Source organism: Mesorhizobium sp. M00.F.Ca.ET.216.01.1.1, assembly GCF_004010325.2.
In the GTDB taxonomy this organism is placed as follows: Bacteria; Pseudomonadota; Alphaproteobacteria; order Rhizobiales; family Rhizobiaceae; genus Mesorhizobium.
In genome coordinates this window covers 41,255-63,466 of record NZ_SADR02000033.1, presented here as the reverse complement: position 1 = coordinate 63,466, position 22,212 = coordinate 41,255, and the positions used below count along the sequence as shown (strand labels likewise).

Annotated in this window: 20 protein-coding genes and 1 pseudogene; 10 read left to right on the top strand and 11 right to left on the bottom strand. The window is 59.9% G+C overall.

Features of this window, described 5'->3' with window-relative positions; translation table 11 throughout:
- Positions 1–659 precede the first annotated feature (659 nt).
- The 4 genes from EN859_RS30875 (at position 660) to EN859_RS30860 (ending at position 4,431) form a co-directional block, all read left to right on the top strand.
- A complete protein-coding gene (locus EN859_RS30875) occupies positions 660–830 on the top strand; it encodes a Flp family type IVb pilin (protein ID WP_127856290.1) in 171 nt (56 codons plus the stop codon).
- Between the two features lie 140 nt (positions 831–970).
- Positions 971–2,401: a CpaF family protein gene (locus tag EN859_RS30870; protein WP_127856291.1), complete on the top strand. Its 1,431-nt coding sequence runs from the start codon at positions 971–973 to the stop codon at positions 2,399–2,401.
- A 53-nt stretch (positions 2,402–2,454) separates the two neighbouring features.
- Positions 2,455–3,450, top strand: coding sequence for a type II secretion system F family protein (locus EN859_RS30865; RefSeq protein ID WP_127856292.1), 996 nt, complete (start codon positions 2,455–2,457; stop codon positions 3,448–3,450).
- 9 nt (positions 3,451–3,459) lie between these two features.
- A complete protein-coding gene (locus EN859_RS30860; protein ID WP_127856293.1) occupies positions 3,460–4,431 on the top strand; it encodes a type II secretion system F family protein in 972 nt (323 codons plus the stop codon).
- A 53-nt stretch (positions 4,432–4,484) separates the two neighbouring features.
- Here EN859_RS30860 and EN859_RS30855 read toward each other — a convergent pair whose 3' ends face one another.
- The 7 genes from EN859_RS30855 to EN859_RS30825 form a co-directional block, all read right to left on the bottom strand.
- On the bottom strand, positions 4,485–5,525 hold the full coding sequence (locus tag EN859_RS30855) for a chemotaxis protein CheB (RefSeq protein WP_127856294.1): 1,041 nt from the start codon (positions 5,523–5,525) through the stop codon (positions 4,485–4,487).
- A 9-nt stretch (positions 5,526–5,534) separates the two neighbouring features.
- Entirely contained in the window at positions 5,535–7,796 is a 2,262-nt protein-coding gene (locus EN859_RS30850) for a response regulator (RefSeq protein ID WP_189502351.1), read from the bottom strand.
- Position 7,797: 1 nt separating this feature from the next.
- A complete protein-coding gene (locus EN859_RS30845; protein ID WP_127856335.1) occupies positions 7,798–9,429 on the bottom strand; it encodes a methyl-accepting chemotaxis protein in 1,632 nt (543 codons plus the stop codon).
- Between the two features lie 21 nt (positions 9,430–9,450).
- Positions 9,451–9,969 carry a chemotaxis protein CheW gene (locus EN859_RS30840; RefSeq protein ID WP_189502349.1) on the bottom strand — a complete coding sequence of 173 codons (519 nt, stop codon included), beginning with the start codon at positions 9,967–9,969 and terminating at the stop codon, positions 9,451–9,453.
- An 89-nt stretch (positions 9,970–10,058) separates the two neighbouring features.
- Positions 10,059–11,465: a protein-glutamate O-methyltransferase CheR gene (locus EN859_RS30835; RefSeq protein WP_127856297.1), complete on the bottom strand. Its 1,407-nt coding sequence runs from the start codon at positions 11,463–11,465 to the stop codon at positions 10,059–10,061.
- Positions 11,462–11,941: a chemotaxis protein CheW gene (locus EN859_RS30830; protein WP_127856298.1), complete on the bottom strand. Its 480-nt coding sequence runs from the start codon at positions 11,939–11,941 to the stop codon at positions 11,462–11,464. The genes EN859_RS30835 and EN859_RS30830 overlap by 4 nt, the downstream gene beginning before the upstream one ends.
- A gap of 211 nt (positions 11,942–12,152) precedes the next feature.
- Positions 12,153–12,845 carry a response regulator transcription factor gene (locus EN859_RS30825; RefSeq protein WP_127856336.1) on the bottom strand — a complete coding sequence of 231 codons (693 nt, stop codon included), beginning with the start codon at positions 12,843–12,845 and terminating at the stop codon, positions 12,153–12,155.
- On the opposite strand from EN859_RS30825, the gene EN859_RS30820 reads away from it, so the two are divergent.
- On the top strand, positions 12,838–13,089 hold the full coding sequence (locus EN859_RS30820; protein ID WP_127856299.1) for a hypothetical protein: 252 nt from the start codon (positions 12,838–12,840) through the stop codon (positions 13,087–13,089). The genes EN859_RS30825 and EN859_RS30820 overlap by 8 nt on opposite strands.
- A 767-nt stretch (positions 13,090–13,856) precedes the next feature.
- Positions 13,857–14,371: pseudogene (locus EN859_RS30815) on the top strand (DNA starvation/stationary phase protection protein).
- Between the two features lie 383 nt (positions 14,372–14,754).
- On the opposite strand, the gene EN859_RS30810 reads toward EN859_RS30815, so the two are convergent.
- From EN859_RS30810 to EN859_RS30795, 3 genes are all read right to left on the bottom strand, one after another.
- Positions 14,755–15,060, bottom strand: a complete 306-nt coding sequence (locus EN859_RS30810; RefSeq protein WP_127856300.1) for a MoaD/ThiS family protein — start codon at positions 15,058–15,060, stop codon at positions 14,755–14,757.
- A 5-nt stretch (positions 15,061–15,065) separates the two neighbouring features.
- Entirely contained in the window at positions 15,066–16,148 is a 1,083-nt protein-coding gene (locus EN859_RS30805; RefSeq protein ID WP_127856301.1) for an exo-alpha-sialidase, read from the bottom strand.
- A 740-nt stretch (positions 16,149–16,888) separates the two neighbouring features.
- Positions 16,889–18,409 carry an aldehyde dehydrogenase family protein gene (locus EN859_RS30795; protein WP_127856302.1) on the bottom strand — a complete coding sequence of 507 codons (1,521 nt, stop codon included), beginning with the start codon at positions 18,407–18,409 and terminating at the stop codon, positions 16,889–16,891.
- Positions 18,410–18,617: 208 nt separating this feature from the next.
- On the opposite strand from EN859_RS30795, the gene adhP reads away from it, so the two are divergent.
- Positions 18,618–19,679, top strand: a complete 1,062-nt coding sequence (adhP, locus tag EN859_RS30790) for an alcohol dehydrogenase AdhP (RefSeq protein WP_127856338.1) — start codon at positions 18,618–18,620, stop codon at positions 19,677–19,679.
- Between the two features lie 485 nt (positions 19,680–20,164).
- Positions 20,165–20,290, top strand: a complete 126-nt coding sequence (locus EN859_RS39760; RefSeq protein ID WP_245525792.1) for a type IV toxin-antitoxin system AbiEi family antitoxin domain-containing protein — start codon at positions 20,165–20,167, stop codon at positions 20,288–20,290.
- A gap of 179 nt (positions 20,291–20,469) precedes the next feature.
- On the opposite strand, the gene EN859_RS30780 is transcribed toward EN859_RS39760, so the two are convergent.
- The gene (locus tag EN859_RS30780) at positions 20,470–20,613 is read right to left on the bottom strand and encodes an SDR family oxidoreductase (protein WP_281015644.1); all 144 of its coding nucleotides are present in this window, start codon (positions 20,611–20,613) and stop codon (positions 20,470–20,472) included.
- A gap of 235 nt (positions 20,614–20,848) precedes the next feature.
- Between EN859_RS30780 and EN859_RS39755 the strand changes: the two genes are divergently transcribed.
- Both EN859_RS39755 and EN859_RS39750 read left to right on the top strand, forming a co-directional pair.
- Positions 20,849–21,352: a transposase gene (locus EN859_RS39755; RefSeq protein ID WP_245525791.1), complete on the top strand. Its 504-nt coding sequence runs from the start codon at positions 20,849–20,851 to the stop codon at positions 21,350–21,352.
- 96 nt (positions 21,353–21,448) lie between these two features.
- Positions 21,449–21,757 (top strand): IS110 family transposase, encoded by a 309-nt coding sequence (locus EN859_RS39750; protein ID WP_245525790.1) that lies wholly within the window; start codon positions 21,449–21,451, stop codon positions 21,755–21,757.
- Positions 21,758–22,212: the final 455 nt, after the last annotated feature.

Sequence of the window (22,212 nt, the reverse complement as noted above, 5' to 3'; positions counted from 1 at the left end):
CATGATGACGAGGTGTGGTACCTCCGGCGACCACCAGCACTCGGATTTGAAATTTCAGTGTAGCTCCTGTCAAACACAATGAGATTGGTCGTGCGCACTGTCGTGCGAGCTGGGACGATCGTCCTCTCGTCGCTCAGCTTGGCCCCGGCAGTCCCCGTATTTCCCCCATAAACAATCGTGCCTGGGGTCCTGTCCAGGGTCAGCATTGTTGCAATGTCGATCATAACCCTCACGATCTCGGCGGACGGGGTCTGCGAGGCCGCTTTCCACAATGCGAAGACATCTCCGCCCACTCAGTCGGGCGCGTCCGATGCCGAACATGCCAGCATCACGGAGACCAGAAAATGTGCTGCGCATTGCATCAGCATTGCTCCCGATAAAAATCGGCTCGTGTGACTAGCTGTGCCTGTATGCCCGTTTCGGTGGACCTTTCCGCCTTGGACGCGGGTGCCGGTGAAAGGCCGCCTGGGATGGTCTAGGCCGTTCGTCCGAACCGGCCTCGCTACGCCATCGGCTATCAGGCTGAATGGATCGGAAATGCAAACGAGTGCATATGTTCGTCACACAGAAGGGCACCAAGCACCGCCAAAACCCATCCCTGTGAGGCCGATCCTGCTGTTGGTGTCGGCCAAACATCGAAACCATGAAGGATCGAAGCCATGAAGAACATAATCACCCGCTTTACTAAGAATGAATCCGGCGCAACCGCGATCGAATACGGCCTCATTGCCGGCCTGATTTCTGTTGCAATCATCACGACCGTCACTCTGGTTGGCTCCGACGTGAGCGCCGTGTTCCAGAAGGTCGCAGACAGCATCAACATCACCTAAGCAGGTCCTGCGCGGCAGACGAAACATCAGAGCGGAGGGGTGTAGTCCCTCCGCTTTTTCATTTGGGCGGGAGCTTTGTCGCAGAAACCGACAGCCAGCTGTTTGTTCGCAGTCAGCCTGGTCCACAAAAGGTGAGAAACATGTTTGGCAGGAAAATCGTGCAACACGAGGCTCTCACGAAGCCTCAAATGCCTCAGGCGTCCATGAAAAAAGTACCTTCCGTCAAGCCCGCCGCTCAACCGCGCCCCCCAGCCAGCCGTCCCCAACTGGTGAAAGGGGACAAAACTGCCGAATATTACGATCTGAAAAGGCAAATTTTTAACGCATTGATTGAGGAAATCGACGTCGCTCAATTGTCGAAGATGGAGGCGAGCCAAGCGCGGAACGAAATCAGCGAAATCGTCAACCACATCGTCGTCGCCAAAAAGATTGGCATTTCACAGGCCGAACAAGAAGAGCTGCTTCAGGACATCTGTAATGATATCCTTGGCTATGGGCCTTTGGAGCCGCTTTTGGCGCGCGACGACATAGCCGACATCATGGTCAACGGCAGCAACCGCATCTTCATCGAGGTCGACGGCAAAATCCAGGAAACGGACATCCGCTTTCGCGATAACGAACAGCTGCTTAATGTATGCCAGAGGATCGTCAGCCAAGTTGGCCGACGCGTCGACGAGGCTAGTCCCATTTGTGACGCGCGTCTTGCCGATGGTTCACGCGTCAACGTGATCGCGCCGCCGCTCGCCATCGACGGACCGACCCTGACGATCCGCAAGTTCAAGAAGGACAAGCTCACCCTCGACCAGCTGATGAAATTCGGTTCGATCACGCCGGAGGGAGCAGAAATCCTCCAGATCATCGGCCGTGTTCGCTGCAACGTGCTGGTGTCCGGAGGCACTGGTTCGGGCAAAACGACGCTGCTCAATACGCTGACCCGCTATATCGATCCCGAAGAACGCATCATCACCTGCGAGGATGCGGCGGAACTGCAGCTGCAGCAACCGCACGTCGTTCGCCTCGAGACGCGTCCGCCTAACATTGAGGGATCGGGCGAGATCACCATGCGAGCTCTGGTCAAGAACTGCCTTCGGATGCGGCCCGAACGGATCATTGTCGGCGAAGTTCGTGGTCCCGAGGCATTCGACCTCCTGCAGGCGATGAATACCGGGCATGACGGATCTATGGGAACGCTGCATGCCAACTCTCCGCGCGAAGCAATCTCGCGCATCGAATCCATGATCACCATGGGCGGATACACCCTGCCGTCCAAGACCATCCGCGAGATGCTGGTCTCGTCCGTTGACGTTATCGTGCAGGCCGCCCGACTACGCGATGGTTCGCGCCGCATCACGCACATCACCGAAGTTCTCGGCCTGGAAGGGGATGTCGTGATTACTCAAGATCTCTTTGTTTACGAGATTCTCGGCGAGGATGCGAACGGCCGGGTCATCGGCCGTCATCGTTCCACGGGCATCGGTCGCCCCGCATTCTGGGATCGGGCCCGCTACTATGGCGAGGAGAAGCGACTTGCCGCGGCTCTGGACGCCGCGGAGATGGCAGCCGCAGCCTGAAGGTAAATACGGCTTTAATCACTCGCTTGAATGCGGACGTCAAAGAGGAAAAAATGCTGTCGCCCAGTCTCACCGTCATCGCGGCATTTATGCTGACATCACTGAGCGTTGGCGGGCTTATGATGGCGGCTTTTTATCCGCGCATTTCCAAGGCAGGGCTATTCGAGCAGAGATTCGCCGGCATAGCCGCCTTGAAGGTGCGGGAACAAAGCGCGAGTATCGATAACAATAGCCGAAAGCAATCGGTCGAGGCGACACTGCGGGAGCTTGAGGAACGGCAGAAAGCAAGGGCGAAGAAAGGCCGCCGGCCCACGCTCGTGGGACGAATGCGGCAAGGCGGCCTGAATTGGACAAAGAGGACGTATTACCTGGTCTGCGTCGCCACCGGACTTGCTTCTTATGCCGTTCCGCTTGTCTTCGGGCTGGGCAATAGCACCGCTCTCGGCTTCGGAGTTGCCGCAGGATTGCTGCTGCCGCACATTTACGTCAGTGCGAGGCGCAAGGGACGCTTCAAGCGCTTTACCGCCGAATTTCCCAATGCTGTCGACGTGATCGTAAGAGGGCTAAAGGCGGGGTTGCCAATGGCAGACTGCATGAAAATCATCGCGTCGGAAGCGCAAGAACCTGTAAAGAGCGAATTCAGGACAGTTGTCGCCGATCAGACGCTCGGGCTTCCGATGGATGAAGCGGTGCAACGTTTGTCGGAGCGGGTTCCTATTTCCGAGGCCAACTTCTTCGCCATCGTCATCGCGATCCAGAGCCGGACGGGCGGGAGCTTGGCGGAGGCCTTGAGCAACCTCTCGAGAGTGCTGCGCGAGCGAAAGAAAATGCAGGCCAAAATCAGGGCCATGAGCGCTGAAGCCAAGGCGTCCGGCGGGATCATCGGGGTCCTGCCGGTCATTGTCGCCGGTCTCGTATACTTGACCAGCCCCGAATACATCTCGCTCCTGTTCACGGCCCTGACCGGAAACATCGTTCTCGCCGCCTGTGGCCTATGGATGACGATCGGCATTCTCGTCATGCGCAAAATGATTAATTTCGATTTCTGAGGACTGGTCGTGGATATCGGTTCATTTATTCTTGATCCCGCACACCTTGGCGCCCCTCTCGCTGCCGTCTCGGTCTTTTTGGCCGTTATCGTTGTGAGCTGGCCTTACCTCGTCCGCGACAATCTAGCTGCCCGCATGCGTCAGGTACAAGGGGAGCGCGAGCGCATCCGCAGGAGGGAGCGCGCCCGGCTGGCAGCGGACGAAAGCCCTGTCTCACTTAGAACTAAGCCAAAGAAGCTCTTTCAAGCCATAGTCGACCGTTTCAACCTTACCAAACAGGCCGAAGACGGTGGGTTGGCCCTCAAGTTGAAAATGGCCGGCTATCGCGGATATGCCCCTGTGGTCGCCTTCCTTGCGGTGCGGCTCATATCCCCTTTTGTCCTATTTGCTGTTTCTGCCTCTTACATTTTGCTCGTTCTCAATCCTTCCATACCGGTTATTGCAACATCGGCCATCGCAGGCGCCATCGGGGCGCTGGGCTATTTCGCACCTGCGCTTGTTCTGCAAAACAAGATCACGAAGCGGCAAAAGGACATCCGTCGTGGGTGGCCGGATGCACTTGATCTCCTGCTGATCTCGGTGGAATCCGGCATGGGCATCGAGAGCGCGTTCCGCAAAGTCGCAGAGGAAATCGGGGCTCAGTCAGGTGCGCTGGCGGAAGAACTCAGCCTTACAACCGCAGAACTCTCCTACCTCCAGGACCGCCGTCAAGCTTTCGAGAATCTCGGAGAGAGGACGGGTGTCGAGGGGGTCCGTGCAGTCGTTACCAGCCTGATCCAGGCAGAGAAGTACGGCACTCCGGTCGCCCAGTCGCTTCGCGTGATGGCCCAGGAAAATCGTGACATCCGAATGAGTGAAGCGGAGAAGAAAGCCGCGGCCCTTCCGCCGAAACTGACCGTGCCCATGATCCTGTTTTTCCTGCCGGTCCTCTTCGCCGTCATCATAACGCCGGCGGTGATTCAAATCTCTGCTGTCCCGTAGGCGATGGATAGATTATTTTGTCACTCGGTTTCCCGAACGTCTGTTCAACCAGCCTAACAGCCGTTCATAACCAACGAAATCATTGTCCGGGCTATTTCGTCCAGCGGCAGAACCCGGTGTGCAATGCCCGCGTCGATCGCAGCCTTGGGCATGCCGAAGACCACGGAACTTGTCTCGTCCTGCGCGAGCACAGTGCCGTCTACCTCGTAAACCGCGCGAAGCCCATCCGCCCCGTCGTTCCCCATGCCCGTGAGAATGATACCCACGGCTTCGGAGCCGAACACTCGTGCCATAGATGCGAAGAGATATGTGCCGGAGGGCCGGAAACCGTTGATTGGAGGGTCGTCGGCAACGACAATGCGTGACCGACTGGCGACGCCCAGGTGGTGTCCGTCAGGTGCCAGATAGACGACATGCGGCGCCAAGAGCTCGCCGTCCTCCGCGACTTTAACCTTGAGCGCGATCGCGGCATCGAGCCAGGAAGCCACTCCCTCTATGAATCCGGAAGCGATATGCTGCACGATCAGAATCGGAGCCGGAAAATCTCCCGGCAGCTTGGCCAAGATGGATTGCACGGCTGCGGGTCCGCCAGTAGAGGCGGCAATACCGACAATCCGCGGCGACGATTTGTTTCCAGTGGGTAGCCGCTTGGAACCGGTTTTCAGATTTGGCCTGTCGCGCCATCGGCGGACGACCTTTACCTGAGACATCGCCCTGAGCGTCGACAGGAACTTTCTGACGGCTGTTCCATCTGCGCTCCCACTTTTTTGAGGTGGTGCCGGGGTGACGGCGAGGGCTCCAGCCTCAAGCGCGCGTACCGACAATTCGACTGCACGCGGATCCGGCACGCTGAACACCAACACGATCGGGGTTGGCGCCTCGATCATGATTTCCTTGGTCGCCTCCAGGCTATCCAGCGTCTGTAGCGAGACCCCCAGCAAAACGAGATCCGGCCGCAGTTCTTTGGTCTTCTCGACAGCCTCGGCACCGTTAAAGGCGGTCGCGACTATTTCGATCTGCTTGTCCGTTGCTATTGCCTTCAGAATGGAATCCCGGATGTCCAGCCGGCTCGTCGCAAGAATGACTCGGAGCATTCGACGTCCTCAAAGTACCTGCCGTATGAGTTCCAGCAGCTGCCGCTGGTCGGATGTGCTCTTCAAAAGGTAGGCGTTGGCGCCCACCTCGAGCCCGCGCGTTTTATCCTGCGGCTCCTCTCGTGCCGTAACCAGTATAATCGGCAAATTGCTGAAGTGTTGCGACTGACGGATAGCCTGCGCAAACATGAAACCGTCCATGCGGGGCATGTCCACGTCGGCAATAACGGCATCCGCGCCCTCTGTCTGCAACACATCCCAGGCTTCCGATCCATCGGAGGCCGTCGAGACCTGATATCCGGCGGCCTCAAGCATGATCTTTTCGAGAGCTCGTACCGTCGGAGAATCATCGACGATCAGGATTCGCTTCCTCGCTTGGGGGCGTTCAGCCTGCTCAAACGGCGGCAGGTCGCGACCAAGGTTCCGTCCCGTCGCGTTTTCCAGCAGTGCTGCGGCGTTCAGCACCAAGGCAATCTGACCGTCAGGAAGGATTGCACCCCCGCTGAAGATTCGCAGTTTTTCCAGACGTGGGCCGAGCACACGTATCAGGAGTTCCTGCTCTCCTGCCACTTCATCCACAAGCAGGGCCGCCTCTCTACCTGCCGTTCCGATCACGATAACGACAATAGAACCTGCACTGGGCATGCGCTTCCGCGTCGACATGCCAAGCCAACCCGCCAGATCAAGCACGGGTATGGTCCTACCGTCGTATGGAATGAAAGCTCGACCACTCACCGATCGAAGTTCTTCCCGGGAAACCCGCAGAAGTTTTTTGCTACTTATGGGATCAAGGGCGAAAATCTGATCTCCGGCGACTATCAACAAGGCGCGGATCGTCGTCACGGTCAGAGGCAGCGTCAAGGTGAACGCTGTGCCTTTGCCCGGTGTGTGGGCCACCTGGACGGTGCCTCGCAGCTTTTCGACCGCGTTCTTTACGATGTCCAAACCCATTCCGCGACCGGACAGGCGCGTGACGGTGGGCGACGTCGAAACCCCGGGCAGAAAAACCCGGCGGAGAAGTTCTTCCTCGTCCTGCGCACCGGGACCGTCCTTGTCCGGTGCGTGTTCGCGAAGCGAGACGACATCTATTCCACCGCCATCATCCTCTACCCGGACCTGTAACTGGTCGCCCCGCAGCACCGCCGCAATGACGATCCGACCGGCAGCCGGCTTGTTGCGCGCCGCACGATCCTCCGGCGTTTCGAGACCATGGTCCACGGCATTGCGCACCAGGTGACGAAGTGAGTCCTGCAATCCACCCAGTATGGAACGGTCGATCTCAATTCCGCCCCCTTCGACCGCGAGCTCAGCCAATTTCCCCTGGTCGGCGCTCATATCGCGTACAATCCGGGCCAATCCCCGACACGCCTGCGCAAACGGTTGCATCCGTGCCCGGTGAAGTCCATCGGCCAGCGACGCGGCTGCGCGTTCGAGAATGCGGCTGTCATCAGCCAGGTCCTGCTTAAGCTTTCGAAGCCCGTTCTCCAGATCGACCAGTATTTCGTCCTTTTGCCGCAGGTTCGGCAGCTGCGTTCGAGGAAGAACGGGAGGTCGATTGCCGAATGCATTGGATGCCTGCCGGCGAAGGGATTTGGTCAGTTCCTGGAGCGACGCGGTCTGATCAACCCTTGTGCGGCCGAGGGAACGCGAAATCAAAAGTTCCCCGCTTCGGAAAAGGAGCGAATCGAGCTTTTCGGCAGCCACCTGGACCGAGCCGTCAAGATCGGTAGAGCGCACAACCCGCCTCTGGGTCGTCGCGTCGGCAACATTGTACCCCGGGGGAGAAGGACCCGCATCGTCGCCGGCCCGTAGCGCAGGCGGATGCCCTGTCGAGCCGTCTTTTCGCGATTTGAAAGCAACGTCCACATTGGTCCTGATTGATTCCGCCAGACGGTGCAATCGCTCTTCAGGGGCATCGCACGAATCCTTCTCGCCCCGGTCCAACACGCGGCCGTATTCTGCCAACGCATCGATTGTCTCTAGGAGCATTCCAATTTGTCTTCGATCGAGGCGTCGGCCATCGCGCAGTGCGGAGGAAAACAACTCTTCCATCCAGTGGCAGGCCGTCTCAATCGGGCGGACCTCCATGAGACCCGCCGCTCCCTTCAGACTGTGGGTCGTCCTTAGGAGCGCTTTCAGCAGCTCGAGTCTGGCCGCTGCGTTGGTCGTAGGTTCTATCGCGAGGAGATTTCGTTCCAGATCGCGAGTGCGCTCCTGAATCTCGCCGAGGAACAAACCCATCAACTGCCGCTTGCTATCTTCAGCGTGCATATCAGCGTCCATACCCAGCCAGCAGATCCTTCAGTCTGGTACCCCACTCGTGGAGGTTTTGGGCCGCTTGCTCCGATTGCCTCGTCGCAGAGAGATTCTGGTTGCTTGCTTGGTTGATGTGGTTCATCGCCTGCTGGATCTGTGTCATGCCGGTCGTTTGCTGCCCGGCCGAGGCGGCAATTTGCGCGGCCGACCGCGCGGCGTCGGCGATGACCTCCTCAAGCATTCTGATAGTCTCGCCTGCTTCGTTCACCGCTTCGAGAGCCCGGTTGACGCTCCTGGTGCCTTCCTCTGTCACCATAACCGCCGAGTTCGTCGCCTTCTGTATCTCGCCGAGAATCGTGCGCACTTGCGCCGTCGCCTTTTTCGACTGGTCAGCGAGTGTCCTGATCTCATTTGAGACAACAGTGAAGCCCCTCCCGTGCTCGCCTGCCCGCGACGCCTCGATTGCTGCGTTCAGGGCAAGGAGGTTGGTCTGGTCGGCGATCTCGGTTACTGCCGTTACGATCTCGCCGATCGCCTGGCCATGTTCGGCCAACAAAAGTATGCCCCCGGCAATCGTCTCGCTCTTTTCCTTGACTTTGTTCATGACGGTAACCGTCTCATCGACCGCCTGTCGGCCGGCCCGGCTCACCTCAACCGCATTCTCGGACGACTCCGCCACCGCCGCGGCTCGCTGGGCCGCCTGGTCAGCGGTCTGCAGGACCTCGTCCACGCTGGTCACCGTGTCTGCTACGGCGGACGATTGCTCGCGCATCCCCGCCGCCTGCTGCGTCGTGGCGGCAAGGATCTCGGCAGCAGACGATGATAGGTGCTGGGCTGTATCCGCGATCGTCGTAAGAAGCTCTTCCAACTTCGTCCGCCCCTCGCGCTCGCCTTCAATCATGCCTGTCAATTTTGCCGTCATCGCATTGAACGAATTACCGAGGCGGGCCAGTTCGTCGCCGCCGCGCACCGGGGCGGTTTGCGATAGGTCACCGGCGCTGATTTGCTCTGCCGTCGCGGCCAGAGCACGCGTACGGCGCGCGATGTCCCTGGCGAGCCACAGGACCAGGAGCAGGATGATTAGCAAGACAACGGAGAAGACAAGCTGCAGCAAATAGGACCATTCAAGCCTTTCGCCCGCGGCGCGTTCCTTAAGCTCGATGGTTGCGTCGAGCTTGTCTGCGTAGCTTCGTATCGGAGCCTCGAGTTCGCCGAGTGCGGCGGGGGAGGTGCCAGCGGGGGCCATCTCCGTTACCCGCTGAAGAATTGGCCTTATTTCAGCGACCCAGAACTGCCGGTCTTCGGTGAGATGGGTCACCAACCGCGCATCAGTCTCAGCCGCTATGCCTCGCACTGGATCTCCATCCTTCAGCGTAGCCAGCATCGTTTCGCTTTGCTCCATGAGTTCACGCAGTTGGGAAGCAACTTGCGCTCGGTTCTGGGTCGTCTCGTCGAGCAGACGTCCGATCAAATATAAAATTTCGTATCCCAAACGGTTCTGTCCGACATAACTGGTCGAAACAACATCCGATCGGATCCTGTTGAAGGCGACAATATTCGATCCGACAAGTACGGCTGAGGCAAGAAAGAGGAGCACCATGCTGCCGCCGAGCTTTCCGTATAGGCTTTTGTGGGGCGAATAATTCATGGTCGGATGGCCTTTCATCTTTCATTCAAGAAAAAGCCTGTGATCGGCGATCAACGCGGAACCTTCAATGACCATCACCGCGTCTCCCGTCACACCTCGGAGCCAAGGTCGGCTGTCACCCGTTCCCGGATCGGCAACAGCCGTTAGGGTCCCAATGGAGATGCCACCCACCCGTGGTAGCTCGTCGACGGTCATGCCGAACTCCGCCTGACCCTCGCCCACTACGATGATGTGCGAAGGTATTCCCGAAGCATCGGCGGCGAGACCGAGAAGTCTCCGGAGATCGAAAACCGGAATCAGATCCCCCCGCAGATTGATGATACCAGCCACGAAATCGGCCGTCCGCGGAAGCGGCGTGATCTTCTGCAGCGGAACCACCTCGCGCACGCAGCGGGTTTCGATGGCGAACCTCTCGCAGGACAGCTGGAATGTCAGCGCGTCGACACGTTCACCGGCTGGCGATTCGCGCTGGACAGGGACAGCCAAGGCGCGGGCGCGGTCGTCCAGCACCTGCCGGGCACGCTCTGGTGACAGCGTCATTGCCGCCTCCGTAGATCGTATGGCTCTTGCCATCCTTTCCCTGACGGACACCCAGTCGATCGGCTCGAGGATTTTCGTAGAGCTCGCCATCAGGATCCCCCCGACGATAACGCAGACAAGCCGTCGATATGTTCCTGCGCACTTTCTGCGAGGCGTTCAGCCGTGTCGCCCCCCGTCAAGGGCATGGCATCATCGACCGGACGGGCGACGCAGAGTGCGCGGGCATGGGCGAGGGCCCGCTTGGCTGCGGGCTTGTTGGTGCGTTGCAAAATTGAGCCTAACGCAAGAAAGGCGGCAGCAAGGGTTAGGTCGAGATAGACCGCCCGCCGCAATACGTCGATTGCCTCATCCTCCCAATTGGCGATGAAGTCAGGCGAGTCCGCCTGCTTTGCAGCTGCCTCCTCCGCGGCTCCCTCTGCATCGGCGAGATTGCCGGTATCGTACAATGAACGAATTCGGGGAGCATATCCGCGGGTTTCATCGATGTGCTTGGTTAGTTGGATAACGCGAGAGTGATTTCCAGCTGCGTAGGCTGCTTCAGCTTCGGCAAGCGGGTCTCGTGCAAACTCAGCGCCAATTTGCGAACGGAGCTTCGGGCGCAACCGCGTAGGCGATTGCACAACTTGAGGTTTGCGCTCTGTGCTATTCTGCCGTTCTGAAATAGCGGGGCTATCCTCACGCCGATACAGCACGCCACCGGGGGTGATCACGGTTTTGAAGGGGGCGTAGTCCCACAAAGGCGGATCGGATGGCCCGATGACAAGCCAGCCGCCAACGCCGAGGCTCTCAAAGAAACGATTCGCAACGCGCTCTATTGAGGTGCCGTCAAAGTAGATAAGGACATTTCGGCAAACAATTAGATCCACGCCAGCGGTGCCGTTTGCAACGGAGGGATAGGAATCTGAGGCGAGATTGAGGAATTCGAAACGGACACGCTTGCGAATACGCTCGACCAATTGAAATCGCTCGCCATGATGGTAAAGAAACCGCTCAGGAATTTTGAGGTCATCGTTGCGCAGCGACCGCGGGCCGAACTTTGCCTTCCGCGCTTTTCTCAGCGCCGACCGGGAGATGTCGGTGGCCAAAATGTGAGCTCGCTCGCCAAGTCCTTCTTCTTCCATTAGAATTGAGAGCGAATAGGCTTCCTCGCCAGTCGAGCAGCCGGCGCTCCAAATCCGTAGAGGAGAAAAGGAAGGCCGGTTGCTAAGCAGCGACGGCAGCACGATTGTGCGAATAGCCTCAAGCTGAGCGGGATCGCGAAAAAAATAGGTCTCACCTGTGGTGGTCTCAGCTATGACGGCGTCGAAGATATCAACGTCAGTGTCCAGCCGCTCGATCAGCTCACCGACGCCGCCGATGGCGTGCTTTTGCATCAGACGGCAGATGCCAGCAGCAATCTCGTGGCGTCTGATCGCTGGAAAACTTAGCCCTGCTTTCCTGCCGATATGCGCGAGCAGCGGTTTAATGTCCGGAGGGGCTTGGCGGCAATCTGTCATGCTTTCGCCTCCGCCGAAGCCCAATCGAACATTTCGGCGTCGATCACGGACAAGAAGGTGTCGAGGTCGTAGACAACGAGGAGCCCGTCGGGCAGCTTCATCGTACCTTTGATATGGCCAGACCTGGACGAAGCAGCCTTGCCGTTATCGAAAATGTCCGCTCCAACCGCGATGATGCTGACCGTTCGATCAACCCGGAGGATGGCGTGACGCCGACCGGCTCGGACCACTATCATTCGATCGGCTGGTTCCACATCCTTTCGGGGCAAGCCGAATCGCGTCCGGATGTCTAGCACGGGAACTATCGTGCCTCTGAGGTTTACGATGCCCTCGATGGCAGGCGGCGCCTTCAGGAGCTTTGCGACAGTCACGGCCCGGAGCACTTCTACAACCTGCGCCAGCAGCACTCCATAGCGCTGCCCCGCCACCTCAAATGCAAGGATATCGCCATTCTCCTGAATTTCCGCCGGCCTCATCTTTGTATGGTTTCCTTGGTACACATCCGCTTTTCGACCCTTTGATCCATTTAGGCTATCCGGTCGGATGGGCTAGGCCGGCGGCCGTGCAGCTGTGGAATGGCTTAATCCTCTTGGTCGTGGTCCTCGCAGGCCCGACCATCTGAACCGACTCTGTGGGCGGCTGCTCGTGGCTCCCCGACTTTTCTTGCCGGGACAAGCTCCAGCGATGTCAATTTGGATTTGCTCCATGTCCATCGCCTGACATCATTCGCGATCCGGCCACTGCCGCCGCGGCACGATTTCTAACGCCAAGATTTCTGAATAGAGCAGCCAAGTGGATCTTTATCGTTCCCTCGCCAAGGCCGAGCTTCCGGGCGATTTGCTTGTTGGAATGGCCCTCGACGATAAGTTCAAGAACGTTCCGCTGCCGAGGCGTCAGGGCATCGATGACTGGTTTCTGGAGACGGGCAGCACTGGCTTGCGCTGTAACGGGTTCGTCCGAAAGCATGGTTCGGTCAGCGATTGCGGGAGGCACATAGATCACGCCAGCTATGATCAGCCGAAGCGCTGCCGTAAGTTCCGCAGCGCCCAAACCCTTCGGCACATAACCATGCACGCCCGCCTCGAGCGCCGACAGAATGTCGAACCGGCTCGCCGAGGCGGACACGACCGCAATCTTCATCTCATTGTGAAAATCGCGCACCGCCTTGAGGCTTGCTGGGCTTTCCATGCCGGGCATGGCCAGATCGAACAAGGCCAGGGAAATGTCGCTCCGCTCGGAGAGCTGTTCGATTGCGTCGTCAAGAGACGCCGTCTCGATCACTACCGAGAATTCAAGCTCGGTTGCCAAGATCGTGCGCAGTGCAATCCGGAAAAACTCGTCGTCATCGGCAATCAGAGCAACACGAGAGATCTTGTTCATCACCATTCTCCTCCCGGAACATTGGCACATCACCCATCAGCCGTTGCCTCTTCTCGCAGCAAAAACCATCATGCGTTCTGCTTTTGAAAACATCGCGAGGTGCGATGTCTGGGTGAAAAGTGACCGTGATGACGCTTTGCGCATCAGCGTCGGTGATTTCGATGACCCAGTCCCGCTAAGGCTCCCGCCGATAGACAGGACCGTTTTCCTGATGAGCTCCAACGCGTGCCTATGCGCCGCATGAGGTTCTTCCAGATCAACGCCTTTGCGATCGTCGATTTTGTCCGCTTTTGTGACGAAGTGGAAGTAAAAAGATTCAGTGCGGCCTCTCCTTTGCAGGAGCGCACAGTTAAGCCCTCCTAATCAGAAAATGATCGCAAGGAGCTCAGTATATTAACGGTTCCTAATGCTCATTATTGTAAAAAAGTGTATTTAATTAAAATAACACCGTCTGGCTAACCAACCGCTTTTCGGGGAAGTCGCCGTCGAAGATGGTTTGTCTTCTCGACGCTCAAGAATGCCTCTGGCGGATCGACCGACACGACATTGACGCGCTTGCGCTGTTAACCAAATTTTTTTAACCCGCCAATGCTATTCGCGAGACTGAAGGGATGAGGTGATCGATGTGTGCTTCGCCGTCCCAGCCGTTCTGGTCGCATTCAGTTTCTTTGCACCTGTCGGCCAGCCCGAAGAGGCTGGCCCAGCGACGCCCGCGCACGTCGCCCACCCGGAATGACAGAGCGGAACCAGTGAAGGAGAAAATGATGCGACCGAACGAACCGCAGAGGTCCAGAGCCTTCGCGGCCGAACAGGAGACCCCGCCTGATCCTCTGGAATGCGATCAGCCTGGTGCCGACTGGAAACAGCATAACGATGAAAATCTGGACGAGGCGCTTCGCGAGACCTTTCCGCCAGCGATCCGCTGAGTTCTGGCCAGTTCGAGTAGGCCCGAAACCAATCCCAATCCGCGGAGCCTCCTTTCGGCTTGGTCCCAACCGAGGAGTATGGATCATGGAAGACAGTGCCAAATCCCGCATGAGTGCGGCCCTGCACACCAGGTCAGGTCTTTCCGACGAAGCAGTGCACGACATTTCTGCCGCAGCGACGGTTCTGCTGGCCGACGTCTTTGCCCTTTATCTTAAGACCAAGAATTTCCACTGGCACATGTCGGGACCGCATTTCCGCGACTATCACCTGCTGCTCGACGACCAGGGAGACCAGATCCTGCCATGACCGATCCGCTGGCCGAACGGGTGCGCAAGCTAGGCGGCGCCGCCATTCGGTCGATCGGCGACATTTCCCGCCGCCAGCGCCTCTTGGACAACGACGCCACTTTCGTCCAACCGCACGAGATGCTGGCGGAGCTGCGCGAGGACAACGGCACGCTGGCCGCCCGCATGCGCGCCCTGCATGACCTTTGCGACGAGCACGGCGACGTCGCCACCGCGAGCCTCCTCGAGAACTGGATCGACGAGACCGAGCACCGGGTCTGGTTCCTGTTCGAAACTCTTCGCAGATCGAACTGATATCGTCGGTTGTACGCAGGCGCCGGGGACCCGCATCTCTGGCGCCTCGCCCGTGTCGTCCAGCTGTGCGGCTTCTGCCTTTCTGAACTTCAAACGGCTAATGAGCAAGGCTGAGCTTGCTGCACGTAAAGTCTGCTTTCTGGCCCGACGTCGACGTCTGCGAGCGTGCCCAGTGTGGTTGACGGTAGCGGCTTCTTACGTAACAGATTGATTTTCTTGACTAAGTGGTAGCGGGAGAGCGCTACCGCCTTTTCCCCACACTCTTCCAACTGCCAGTTTAGACTTCGCTGCTGCGGCTGAGCGCTGCGAACGTTTTGCTGCTTTGCGGCAGAAAGGCTGCGTTCGGGCGGGGCGTAAGCGACGAAAAGTAGACTGTGGCGGATTTACCCTCCGCTGATCGCGGTGATGACAAACACCTTCGTCCCTGGTTCGATCGGCGTGTCAAGCTTGGCGCGCTCGCCGTCCATGAAGACGTTGATGTGCTTCCTGATCGCCGGCGTCGAGTCGCATAGCCGGTCGCGCATGCCCGGCCAGCGCCGGTCGAGCTCGTCGATCATCTCGTCCACTGTTGATGCCGACATCTCCACCGAGCGTGTCGAGCCCGGGAACAGGTCGACCAGCACGCCGGGCAGCGTCACAGTGATCGCAACGGCCTGAGCGGGTCGGGCGTGACGCGTGTCGTTCGACACGGCCCTTACCTCTCGACCACGATTGTCTCGACCGAGGTGATGACGGGCAGGTGCTCGGCGATAGGTGCAAAGCTGTCGCCCTCGTCGGCGCTGGCAAATAGCGTACCGCTCGATGTGCCGAAATAGACGCCGACCGGCTCCAGCCGGTCCGTCGCCATCGCTTGCCTCAGCACACCGAAATAGGCGTTTTGCTGCGGCAGGCCTTCGCGTAAGGCCTGCCAGGTCTCGCCCGCGTCGCGCGTGCGCCACACCGCGGCTTTCGCATCGGGCACATAGCGGCCCGCGGTGTCGCCGTTGAGTGGGATCATGAAGGCCGTGTCGGGGTCGCTCGAGTGGGCCGCCACCGGGAAGCCGAAGCTCGACGGCAGGCCCTTCTCTATGCTCTGCCAGCTCTTGCCGCCGTCGTCCGAGCGGTACATGCCGCAATGGTTCTGCTGGTAGAGCCGGTCAGGCTTCCCTGCAGCTACGACGAGGTTGTGCACGCACTGGCCGAACTCTGGATAATTCTCACCCTCCGGCAGGAAATCGGCGCGGGTTCCTTTGTTGCGGGGCTCCCATGTCCTGCCGCGGTCCGACGTATAGAACACGCCGGCCGCCGAGATGCCGATCCACAGCTGGTTCTCGTCGTTCGGGTGAGGCACGAGCGAATGAAGGATCAGGCCAGCGCCGCCGGGGCTCCACTTCGGGCGTGACGGGTGTTGCTGCAGCCCTTCAACATGCTGCCAGGTCTCACCGCGATCGTCGGAACGGAACAGACCGGCAGGCTGCACGCCGGCATAAAGGCTGCCGTTCTTCGGCGCGACGCTCCACACGGCCGTGATCGGCTCGGCGCCCGACCCATAGGCGAGCCCCTCGCTCGAATGGGTCCAGCTCTCGCCGAGATCGGTCGATTTCCAGACCGCGGGGCCGAACCATTCATTGCCGCCGCCGCCATAGATCGCGCCCGTCGCTGGGTCGCCGACAACATGGTTCATCGGCCATGTCGCGCAGAACGGACCTTTGAGGCCCCAGGATTTGCGCTTGGAATCGGTTTCCAGGATGAAAGCACCTTTGCGGGTGCCGATGAGAATGAGCACATGCTTCGCCACGACCAACTCCTCCTTGCCGGCGACAGGTCTATTCCCTCGACCTATCGATTTTTTCTTCGTTGGCACTCGTTGCCGGAGGAGGAACGTTACGCTCCAAAGCAATAACGTCAACTCGCCGCACATGGACGCAGTGCAAAAGGGCGCTCTGGTAGCCATTCGGCCGATCCGATCACACTCGGCAATGTCGCCTAGGCAAGCGGTCTGTCGCGCTTCTATGTCGCGCGTGTTTCGCGAAGTGACCGACCATTCGGTGTTCGTATGTTTTGCGCGGCAGGCATCTCAACCAAGCGGCCCGCGAGCTGGTCGATGACGCACCCGATACGCTGTCGGTGGCGCTTGGCGCCGGCCACGGCTCGCACGAAGCGTTCACCCGCGCTTTCCGCGATTTTCTCGGGCTGACGCCCGAGGAGGTTCGCGCGAGGCGCAGCCTGGAAAACCGTCCCCTCAGGATTTGGTACTCCGGGATTTGGCGCGAGCATCGATTCCTGTCCTTTCCGCCTGTGCAGCCTGGCGCCAGCCGTTGTGGACGAAGCTGTGAGGAGATTGCGGTCGCGAATATCCCACGCCGTGCCAATTCACTGTGGATGCCCAAAGGAATATTCCGGCATCCGCAATGAACGGCGTGTTTAAGGTGCCATGCGATCCGATCGTCCATGGTTGGGTTCGAAGGCATGGGGTTTGCCGCATGCCATCGCCTGTTCATGATCGGTCGCCCTGTTCCCAGATCCCTCAGCTGCAAGTCAGAATAGGCCGAGAGTCTTGGTGCCGTAGCTGACGAGAAGATTCTTCGTCTGTTGGTAGTGATCGAGCATCATCTTGTGGTTCTCGCGGCCGAAACCGGAGGCCTTGTATCCGCCGAAAGCGGCATGGGCCGGATAGGCGTGATAGCAGTTGGTCCACACCCGCCCGGCCCGGATCGAGCGCCCGACGCGGTAGCAGTCGTTGCCGTTGCGCGACCACACGCCAGCGCCCAGACCGTAGATTGTATCGTTCCCGATCCGGATCGCATCGTCGATGGTCTTGAAAGAGGTGACCGACAGCACCGGCCCGAAAATCTCTTCCTGAAAGATGCGCATCGAGTTGTCACCGGTGAACACGGTTGGCTTGACGAAGTAGCCCTTCTCAAACTCACCGCCGAGATGGGCACGTTCGCCACCAGCGACACATCGGGCGCCTTCTTGCTTGCCGATCTCGATGTAACCCAGGATCTTGTCGAGTTGATCCTGCGAAGCCTGCGCGCCCATCTGCGTCGTTGGATCGAGCGGATCGCCGACCGTGATCCTGGCGACGCGGGCCACGGCGCGTTCCATGAATTTATCGAAGATCGATTCCTGAACGAGAGCACGGGACGGGCACGTGCAGACCTCGCCCTTGTTGAAAGCGAAGAGAGCGAAGCCTTCGAGAGCCTTGTCGAAGAACTCGTCGTCGGCATCCATGACGTCGGCCATGAAGATGTTCGGCGACTTGCCACCCAACTCCATGGTCTGGGGAATGAGGTGCTCGGCCGCATATCCCATGATCTGTCTTCCCGTGGTCGTCTCACCGGTGAAGGACACTTTGGAGATGCGGGGGTTGGCGGCGATGGCCTTGCCGACGCTGCCGCCTGGCCCAGTGACCACGTTGAGAACGCCTGCCGGGAGAATGTCCGCCGTGAGGCCGGCAAACATCAGCAGTGTAAGCGGCGTGTTGGAGGCAGGCTTGATGACCGTGCAGTTGCCTGCCGCAAGGGCCGGGGCGATCTTCCACGCCGCCATCAGCAGCGGAAAGTTCCATGGGATGATCTGACCGACGACACCCAGCGGCTCCTTGAAATGGTATGCGACCGTCTCCGCGTCGATCGTCGAGATCCCTCCTTCCTCGGCGCGGACGCAGCCGGCGAAATAGCGGAAGTGGTCGATGGCGAGCGGTATGTCAGCGCCGCGCGTTTCGCGAATGGGCTTGCCGTTGTCGAGCGTCTCGGCCAGCGCCAGCAGTTCGAGATTCTCCTCCATGCGGTCGGCGACCTTATTGAGCAGCTTCGCCCGTTCGGCCGGCGATATACGCGCCCAGGAATCTTTGGCCTTGTAGGCGGCGTCGAGTGCAAGTTCGACATCACGTTCAGTCGATTTGGCGACCTCCACCAGTCTCTGGCCATTAATGGGGCTGTAGTCGGTGAAGTAATGGCCGTCAGTCGGGGCGAGCCATTTACCGCCGATGAAATTGCCGTAGCGTGCGGGAAGGTTCCCCTTCGAGCGCACAAGTTCCAACGCGTGATGTGACATGACCTCATCCTTTCAGCAGTACGTGGTTCGTAGCTGCTTCCGATGACCCTATGCTTCCCGATCTTGCAGGCTTTGATTTCGGTCAACCGTGAAAGGTTTCCCCATTTGCGCTGGATCAATGAAAGGGGCCGGCGAGCCGCAGATTGTCGGTCGACGCAACCAGAACTGATGCCGCTAGAAGTAAGGAGAATGCGCAGTGGTGAAGCTGATGAAGGCTGCCGTGGTCCGTGAATTTGGCAGGCCACTATCGATCGAACAGGTGGCGGTTCCCGTTCCTGGACCGGGCGAAATCCTCGTCAAGGTGATCGCGTGCGGCGTCTGCCATACCGATCTGCATGCCGCCGATGGCGACTGGCCGGTGAAGCCTTTACCCCCGTTCATTCCCGGACATGAGGTTGCGGGCGTCGTCGCGGCCCTCGGCCCCGGCGTGACGGACTTCAAGAAGGGCGATCCAGTCGGCGTCGCCTGGCTGCACGATGCCTGCATGCGTTGCGAATACTGCGAGACCGGTTGGGAGACCCTGTGCGAACACCAGCACGATACCGGTTACAGCTGCGACGGCGGCTTCGCCGAATATGTCATCGCGTCGGCGCCCTTTGCCGCCCGGCTGCCGGCCGGCGTCGATTTCGCGCAGATGGCGCCGATCCTGTGCGCCGGCGTGACCACATACAAGGGCCTGAAGGAAACGGAGGCGCGGCCCGGCGAATGGGTGGCCATATCCGGCGTCGGCGGTCTCGGCCATGTGGCAATCCAGTATGCTAAGGCGATGGGACTGAAGGTGGTTGCCTTGGACGTTGCGCCCGAAAAGCTCGCCCTGGCCAAAGCCGCCGGGGCGGATCTTGCCGTCGACGCGCGCTCGGCCGATGCGGTGGCCAGGGTCATCAAGGGCACCGACGGCGGCGCACATGGCATCCTCGTTACGGCGGTGTCGACGCCGGCCTTCAGCCAGGCGCTCCATATGGTTCGCCGCAAGGGCACGATCAGTCTTGTCGGCTTGCCGCCCGGGGAATTTCCGACACCGATCTTCGACGTCGTGTTGAAGCGTATTACGGTGCGTGGCTCGATCGTGGGAACGAGGCGCGATCTCGACGAAGCCATCGCCTTCGCCGCGGACGGCAAGGTAAAGGCCGAAATCACCAAGGCACGTCTCGAAGACATCAATACGATATTTGCCGACCTCAAGGCCGGCAGAATTCAGGGACGGATGGTGCTCGACTTTTCCGAGCCGGTTCAGAAGCCGATATCTGAACGCGTGGCTGTTCCCGCCTGACGAGAAAAACGAGATGCGGCATTGCGAAGGTGCCGCATCTCTACCTCACCTCGAAGTTTTCCGAGTGCAGGGCGCGCAAAGCGGATTTCAAATTAACGCCGGCATATGCTTTCTCGATCGCCCGTCAAAAATCAAGATTAATTCAATGGTATCAGCAGGTTGACGTTTATGTGCGGGCGCTAGCTAAAGCCGAGGCGTTTTACTAAGCCGCACCCGATCGGGCTGCGCAACCCCGACCCGCTGTCGCCCGATCGGGCACTCTTGCTGCTGCCGGCAGCACCGTCATGCGACATCTTTGCTCGCCGGGACCGAAGAAGCCGCGAAAACGCGAAATATGTGCTGCCGATTACCGTCGAACGTTCGCTACGGCTTCCAAAGCGACGGAAACGCGACCGCGACCGTGAAGAGAGCGCATTCGGCTGACCGGCGGCCCGAAGGCCTCACTGCGAGAAAAAGCATACGCTTTTGCCCGCGAACGGGCCACGGTGAGGACCTACGATTTCACCGCCATCGGTATCCCAAGACACTATCTGGCCCGGATGTGCGAAGAGGGGCTGCTGGTAAAAGTCGGCTATGGCGTCTATCGCGCCGCAGATCGCAAGGCTGCCTGATCAGCCAGGATCTACAGGTCCAGATCGCGCGGAGGGGCACGATCACGTGTCAGGTCGAGGTCCTCTCCAACGAGCGGTGATCGCAGGAGGGCGGCGACGATGCCACCCGAGCCGAGTGCCGCCGCGCAGGAAGATTGTTGAAGCGCGTGGCGGCCCAATGCGTGTGACGACAGCGCCGCTTAGACGATCGACCGAAGGACGCCGCCGTCGACGCGCAGACCAGCGCCGCTTGTCGCTGAAGCTTGCTCCGAACAGACATAGACGACCATGTTTGCCACTTCTTCAGTCGTCGCGAAGATCGTGTCCCACGGCGTAGATGCTATGGGGCGAGCGGCGAGGGTGTGGCATCTTTCGGCGCTGTTAGAACCAACTCTTCAGAAGGAGGCGCCCCATGCCGCAGTCTTTTGACGCAAGCCGGTCCCTTACCGCTCTCGAACAGGATAACACGATCGTCGCCGTCATCGAAATGAGCAAGGCGCGAAGTGGCTGATTGCCGCGCTTGTTCCGGGATTCAAGCGCCAGCCGCTGAAGAAGATTGATGCCGACGCGCCATCATGGTTGAAGCTGCTGCAGCGCTGGCGCGACGAAGCCGGCCAGGCCGGGCATACGATCAAGCGGATCGCCGTCGCCTATGAGGCGGCCGGCGACGGCTTTTGGCTGGCGCGCTGGCTGCGGGCGCGCGACATCGAGGCCTATGCCATCCACCCTGCCAGCGTTGCGGTGTCGCGTGAGCACCGGCGTGCCAAGACAGATCGGCTCGACACGGAGCTTTTGATGCGCGCCTTTCTCGGCTGGCTGCGTGGCGAGAAGCGCCATTGCAGTATGGCGGCGATTCCGACGCTCGAAGAAGAGGACGCGCGGCGGCCGAACCGCGAGCGACAGACCTTGGTCGGTGAGCAGACGCGGCTCGTCAACCGCATCAAGGCGATTCTCGCCCGCTTCGGCATTTGCAGCTTCCGCTTGAGCCTGCGCAATGCGGCCGACTGGCTCATGGCCATCCGCATAGCGGAGGGAACGCCGCTGCCGGACAACACCCGCGCCCGAGTTGCACCGCTTGCTTGAGCGCTCGACCTCCTGCGTGCGCAGATCCGCACCATCGAGGGCGACCGCCTGCGTAGGCTCGCCGCGGCTCCGGCTGCACCAGAAGGCCCGCATGCGATGGTGCGCCTCATCGCACGGGTCATCGGCGTCGGTGTCGAGACGGCGGACATGCTGGTCCACGAGATCCTGTCGCGCGGATTGCGTGATCGCCGCGCGGTGGCGCGCTATGCCGGGCTCACGGGTTCGCCCGACGAGAGCGGCAAACGCCGGCGCGAGAAGGGGCTGGCACGCGCCGGCAGTGCCCGCGTGCGGCATGGCATGATCCAACTGGCTGGCGCTTTCTCCTCTTCCAGAAGGACAGTGCGCTGGCCCGATGGTTCCAGGCGCGCACGGCCGACGGCCGCAAGGCCACGCGCAAGACGATGATCGTGGCGCTGGCGCGCAAGCTTCTGATTGCGCTGTGGCGCCTCGTCACCACGGGCGAGGCGCCACCGGGCGTCAGCTTGCGTGCGGCGTGATGGGGACACGTGGGAAGAGGAGAGCAACACACACCCAATTGGCTGGCCCGCAGAGGGTCTGCCGATGATGATCCGAGGTGGCGGCAACCCGAAGCTACACATGGTCCTCAGACCGCGGACGTAGAATGGGCCCGCCGCCCCGGAGCTTCGCCTACCGATGCGCATGCTGCATCATGGTTCAGATCCCCTGAGATCGACCGAATACAAGTCTGCCGCGCGGCCGCCCGCGCCTGCTCATGGCGAACTCCGCCTCGGAATCCATTGTCGGCACCTCGCCGGGTCCCCAGCCGACCGAGCAAGCCTGCCGCCGTGCTCGTGACCGTCAAGGGCAAGTCGCTGCGCGATCGGGCCTGCGGCCCAGCC

What these genes read in the sequence shown, in the direction of transcription:
- EN859_RS30875 (WP_127856290.1), top strand. Translation starts at nt 660, where the DNA reads ATGAAGAACATAATCACCCGCTTTACTAAGAATGAATCCGGCGCAACC.
- EN859_RS30870 (WP_127856291.1), top strand. Translation starts at nt 971, where the DNA reads ATGTTTGGCAGGAAAATCGTGCAACACGAGGCTCTCACGAAGCCTCAA.
- EN859_RS30865 (WP_127856292.1), top strand. Translation starts at nt 2,455, where the DNA reads ATGCTGTCGCCCAGTCTCACCGTCATCGCGGCATTTATGCTGACATCA.
- EN859_RS30855 (WP_127856294.1), bottom strand. Translation starts at nt 5,525, where the DNA reads ATGCTCCGAGTCATTCTTGCGACGAGCCGGCTGGACATCCGGGATTCC.
- EN859_RS30850 (WP_189502351.1), bottom strand. Translation starts at nt 7,796, where the DNA reads ATGCACGCTGAAGATAGCAAGCGGCAGTTGATGGGTTTGTTCCTCGGC.
- EN859_RS30845 (WP_127856335.1), bottom strand. Translation starts at nt 9,429, where the DNA reads ATGAATTATTCGCCCCACAAAAGCCTATACGGAAAGCTCGGCGGCAGC.
- EN859_RS30840 (WP_189502349.1), bottom strand. Translation starts at nt 9,969, where the DNA reads ATGACGCTGTCACCAGAGCGTGCCCGGCAGGTGCTGGACGACCGCGCC.
- EN859_RS30835 (WP_127856297.1), bottom strand. Translation starts at nt 11,465, where the DNA reads ATGACAGATTGCCGCCAAGCCCCTCCGGACATTAAACCGCTGCTCGCG.
- EN859_RS30830 (WP_127856298.1), bottom strand. Translation starts at nt 11,941, where the DNA reads ATGAGGCCGGCGGAAATTCAGGAGAATGGCGATATCCTTGCATTTGAG.
- EN859_RS30825 (WP_127856336.1), bottom strand. Translation starts at nt 12,845, where the DNA reads ATGAACAAGATCTCTCGTGTTGCTCTGATTGCCGATGACGACGAGTTT.
- EN859_RS30795 (WP_127856302.1), bottom strand. Translation starts at nt 18,409, where the DNA reads ATGTCACATCACGCGTTGGAACTTGTGCGCTCGAAGGGGAACCTTCCC.
- adhP (WP_127856338.1), top strand. Translation starts at nt 18,618, where the DNA reads ATGAAGGCTGCCGTGGTCCGTGAATTTGGCAGGCCACTATCGATCGAA.
- EN859_RS39750 (WP_245525790.1), top strand. Translation starts at nt 21,449, where the DNA reads ATGGTGCGCCTCATCGCACGGGTCATCGGCGTCGGTGTCGAGACGGCG.